This window comes from Marinobacter sp. SS5-14b, assembly GCF_030541005.1.
Classification (GTDB): Bacteria; Pseudomonadota; Gammaproteobacteria; order Pseudomonadales; family Oleiphilaceae; genus Marinobacter.
In genome coordinates this window covers 1-4,899 of record NZ_JASSVM010000024.1, presented here as the reverse complement: position 1 = coordinate 4,899, position 4,899 = coordinate 1, and the positions used below count along the sequence as shown (strand labels likewise).

The window sequence follows — 4,899 nt, the reverse complement described above, 5'->3', positions numbered from 1 at the left end:
GCTGGTCTGGTGATATCCGAAACTTCAGCTTGCCGGAATCAGTCACTCTGAACCCGGAAAAGGCGGCCAATTGTTAAAGAGCTGATGACTTAAACGCGACATCTACGTTGACAGACTCCGGGGTCCATTGGCTGATCTGTTCCGAAAGTTATCCTTGTTGCAGCAACTTGAAGATGAGGCACAGAAAGCGGACGCTTCCTACCGGCGCATTCTACGCACAGCTATCGTGACAGCCCGCAGCGCACCGGCTCATGAACGAGTCATTACCACCTTGGAGCACTGGGGTGTGGATGCAAACGAGGTCTTTTTCCTCGGCGGTATGAAGAAGGATCGGATTCTAAGCATCCTCAAGCCGCACATGTTTTTCGACGACCAGCGCAGCCATCTGCAATCCGACGCCGGAAATGTACCGATGGTGCATATTCCGTTTGGGGTGGCGAATGTGTCTTGATTAGTCCCACCGCATATGAACGGCTAAATCACTCTCCAAAGCAATATGCAAAAAGGACCAAAATCTTGATAATACACTTGCTTTGCTAAACTGTTCTGATAGTTGAACAGTTCATCATATAGCTTGGACTCCTGGAACCTATTATCTAATACCAGCAAAACATACTTTTGCTCATTTCCCTCGTGCAGCGATACTTTCTCGAAATCTTGCGCGAGCGAATTCAGTACCTTTCTTTGGTAGTTACCACCTAGCAGCTTAACCTCCATCACAAAGCTATTTCTTTTATATAGGTCATATTTTTTCTCGGTTGAATTGGTAACAAGGCCATCACCGCCCAGAAAAAGGTAAATCTCCCCTTGAAGCCATAACTCACGGCAGCCTCCAGCAGGTAGTATTTTTTCAATGCGATCAACATTGGCAGAAAAAAATTCAGGAACCCATTCGACTTTTTTTGTTAACGTCATTTTTTACCTGCTTTCAAAATAGTATTATTAATAAGCGCCGATCTATAACTTATCTTTCGCCCAAAGCTCCATGTAATCGGAGCTTTGAACAACTAAAAAATCATTGCCCGTAAGGCCCGCATAACTTTCCAAAGTCACTGTCAAGATCATTGGGTCTGACTTCGGAATATATGTCTCAAAGCCCAAGGCGAGCCTTCTCAGGGTTCTCTGCTCAGATGTATCGCGAGGCACCTTGTTTAGAATTTGACGAAGTTCTTTCCAACTGCTTTCGCTGAACAAGCTGACGCAGCGCCTTTCAGGGAAAACTGTCGCGACCAGGTTACCGGCAACGGCCCAAGCGACTGCCGGACAGAGCTCTCCGAGCATTGATCGGTCGAAAAGGAGGCCGGCTGAGTTTTTCAGTACAACGCCTTCAGGAAACTCCACCTGCCTGGAAACAACGCTGTATTTCTGTTTAAACAGACTGTTTAAATTCCCATCGTCGCGAGAACGATCCCAGTCATTTTTCATAATCCGCGTTCCTGTTAGTCACCCTCCAATGGATGAGATCGACCGTTTGAACTCTCAGTCGGTAGCGCTTCGCCAGTAGCCAATGGTTTGTTCTCTGACCTTACCCACGCTTTTGCCTAATTCAATAACCGCCGATTGAAGCCTGTGAGCCAATTCAGACTGTGAGCAATATTGGAGGCTGCGAATAATCCGAGTGATTCGCAGATGATTGTGACCCGCGGGCTTTAGCCAGATTTGGGTTTTCATGTTCAAGTCTGGCAACGGAAGGATCTCTCCACCTCTTCGTTCGAGTCCATAGAATGCCAGCATACGGTCGAGCGCTCTGTTTTGCTGAGTACGAAGATAACTGTCGGTTCGAAAACTCGCGATATCCTCGCGGGAAAGCACTGGCACCCGTGCGTTGTAATGGCTAGGCTCGGGAGTCGGGAAAAGCCACTGAAGGTAATCATGGGTGTGCTCTAACCAGAAGTCATCAAACGCAAGAATGTCTTCCAGTGTTCTACCGACATGATCAGTTCCATCACCGCGGAAAAATTTGATTAGAGCGCTGTCTTCCGGCTCTGGTTTGCCCACAATCTCCGTTATCTGATCACGCGACCAAACCTCTGCGCTATCACCGTCGAAGACTACAATGCAGAAGCCAGAATTTTGGGTGTCGGGAGACATGCGAGCCGTTAGGGCAGTGGAAAGCTCCAATTTGTTGGACTCACCAATCGGGTGGAGGTAGCCCAACATCATCCGCTGTACCCATCGTCCTTCAGGCTCCATATTTGGCAGCGCTTCAAGCTGTTCGCGGACTTTTTCCCACCGTTCATGTCCATAGATTACGGCAGCCGGACACTCCGGCAACGCGGTGGCCATGACATCGTCAGACATCAGTGTCATGAGTTCTGGTGACAGTTCACGGATCGACTGACGATTCAGGACAAGCTGTCCGCTATCATCTACATAGCCGTCAGGAATCGGATAAACACAACCAATTTTCCACGGCAGAATGCGCTTTGCCATAAAATTCTTTCCCTCACTTACTGAATGAAGCCGATGGTTCGCCCTGCCACACCTTCGATGTGCTGTTCCTGCTCTTTTTCGAGTGCTGATAACAATTTCCTGGTTCGAGGCCTGAACCCCCTCAGCTCCAGGCTCTCAACCGCAGTTCGGATAATGCCAGGTGTTAAATAGTTAAGGTGATCAAGTTGGCCTTGCGTGAGGGTGCTCGCCACGTCTTTGTCGACCACGCATTCGATCAGAATCGCGCGAACCTGTTCGCTTTTTAGGTAGTCGAATTCCACTTTCATCTGCAGCCGGCGCAATATCGCCTTGTCGAAACTCGTGAATCGATTCGTTGTCGCGATAAAGACGCCGTCGAATCTATCCAAGCGCACCATAAACTCGTTCACTGCGCTGATCTCCCAGCTGCGGTGAGCCAGGTTTCGACTGTAGAGAAAGGTATCAGCCTCATCCAAAAGCAACACGGCACCGCTTTTCTCCGCTTTGTCGAACATGTCGGCAATATTCTTCTCGGTCTGGCCAACGTACATACCTAGTAGATCGCTGCCAGACTGTAGTAAAAAGGGCTTATTCAATCGCTCTGCTAGTTCCCGGGCATAGGCGGTTTTTCCCGCTCCAGGCGGACCGAAAAGGGAAATGCGTGCCCTACCGTCTCGCCTGACAGTACGCTCTACATTACGGAGTGTCGGTTGAGTGTTGATCCATTCGGTCCGAAATAACGGGAAATTCGAGGTCTTTCGTTTTGCCAGTATCCGGCTTGGCGCCCGCTCTCCCATGACATCCAAACGCTTTTGAATGATCGCCTCCAGGCGTTGTTGGTTGCGTGTAATCTGCCTTGCAGGAAGATACTGGCCTACTTCAGCCAGGTTCTTGGCAAGTGCCGGTGTCATCCACGATTGCTTTGCAGCCGCTGAAGCCCAGGCCGGCGTAACCGGCAACCCTGATAACGTCTGCTTGAGCTTATGTGCTTGCCGATCGCTGCCAGTTCCTTCAATTTCTACAATAACGTCGAATCTCCGCAGAAACGCGGGGTCTACAGCACTGATGTTGTTACTAATCCAGATGACCGGTGCCTGGTTCTCTTCTAGTAGCTGATTGAGCCATCCTTTGGCTAGCTCTTCAGCCCTGCGGAAGGCATCTTCCATTTCATCGAACAGCAGTATCGCACCCAACCGGTCCTCCAAGAGCATCTGGGACATCTTGGCTGCGTCCAGGCGCACTCGTCCTGTCATGGCTCCCATGTGACCATCTTTGGTTGGGACCTCATAAAGCGGGGCTGAGAGCTTTTCTGCCATGGCCCTGGCTAACTGGGTCTTGCCAGTGCCTGGCTTGCCGTAAAGCAAAACGTTCCTGCCTCGGGCTTTGCTTTTCAGGGCATCTTGCAGGTAGTCCAGCATTAGCTGAAGATCAGGCACGCCGCGGAAGTCGCTGATGCCGTGTAAGGCCGGAGGCCCTGGCGGGCAGATGTGCTTGAACAGCATATCCTCGACATCTTTTGCGCCTGCGATATCGGATTGATCCGACGTCGCCATCACCAGTTTGCCAAGTAGCGGCCCCGCCTCAGCCAGATCCCCGATACCACAATTTCGGTTAGGCTCCTCCAACAATCGAATCTGGCACAGCAAGGCACTCTCATCCAGCGCCGCCGCTATGGCTCTGGTCGGTTCCCGCATCGCTCTGGCCAGGGCGCTGACCGCGTTGCTGTATTCAGTGAGTTCCAGCTCATCGATAACGTCTTTGGATTGCGGGTGTTTCAGCAGGAGGATGGCATAGATCAGCAATTTTACTTCCACCGCACTCGGTTTCAGCAGCTTAATCAAGTTGGCCACTAATGGCTCAAAGGACAACTCCGGTTTCCCTTTTAGGCTCCGTGTTAACGCTTTTTCCCGCTTATGGATGGCTCTCAGAAACGCAGCGGTTCCCGGCTGGCCCCCGCTCTCGGACGCGGGCTTTATCCCAAGGAACGAAAATGGCTCATCAGAATTTAGAAGACAGGGTTTATTCTGGTACGCAGGGCTCAGGAACAGCCGGCAGAGGTAAATCTGCAGGAGAGTCAGCTCGTCTCTGGATGCCGTTTGAGAGTAATCGGATTCCAGCGATTCATTGATGAGTTCTTTCCACAACAGCATTGGCGGGCCTCCAGAAGATCTTTGTATATTCTGGAGGCTCAATGCGACAATCTATGTCGTCTTAACTGAAGCCCGGCTCGCAATATCGTTATCTGGAGAGAGGCTATCCGGCTTCATCACCGAAGATGGGAGATACCCCTAACATTCTAATGAGCAAACTGCGGTCATTTAGCTCCACGTATAACGGATGGGCATCGCAGTGCCAAACTTGTATTCGAGCCTGTAAACCAAATTGTGTAACTGCCCACGACTGAGTAATCTTTTCAAAAGGATACCATCGTGGGTACACAAGTGGACCAAGAAAAACTCAAAGCTATGGCTGCCGAGCTGGCCAAGG

The 4,899-nt window shown here is 50.6% G+C and carries 4 protein-coding genes and 1 pseudogene; 1 reads left to right on the top strand and 4 read right to left on the bottom strand.

All coding sequences use genetic code 11. The features are described from left to right. Positions 1 to 121 precede the first annotated feature (121 nt). Positions 122 to 451, top strand: a pseudogene (locus QPL95_RS18290) (5'-nucleotidase); the annotation flags it as partial. Positions 452 to 474: 23 nt separating this feature from the next. Here QPL95_RS18290 and QPL95_RS18285 read toward each other — a convergent pair. Genes QPL95_RS18285 through QPL95_RS18270 form a run of 4 tightly spaced genes read right to left on the bottom strand, consistent with a single transcriptional unit; the run spans position 475 to position 4,262 of the window. Continuing rightward, positions 475 to 915, bottom strand: coding sequence for a hypothetical protein (locus tag QPL95_RS18285; RefSeq protein WP_303292348.1), 441 nt, complete (start codon positions 913 to 915; stop codon positions 475 to 477). Between the two features lie 42 nt (positions 916 to 957). Then, complete coding sequence (locus QPL95_RS18280; RefSeq protein ID WP_303292347.1) at positions 958 to 1,425, bottom strand: hypothetical protein; 468 nt, start codon at positions 1,423 to 1,425, stop codon at positions 958 to 960. A gap of 54 nt (positions 1,426 to 1,479) precedes the next feature. Beyond that, positions 1,480 to 2,433: an opioid growth factor receptor-related protein gene (locus tag QPL95_RS18275; RefSeq protein WP_303292346.1), complete on the bottom strand. Its 954-nt coding sequence runs from the start codon at positions 2,431 to 2,433 to the stop codon at positions 1,480 to 1,482. Between the two features lie 17 nt (positions 2,434 to 2,450). After that, entirely contained in the window at positions 2,451 to 4,262 is a 1,812-nt protein-coding gene (locus QPL95_RS18270; protein ID WP_303292345.1) for an AAA family ATPase, read from the bottom strand. Positions 4,263 to 4,899 lie beyond the last annotated feature (637 nt).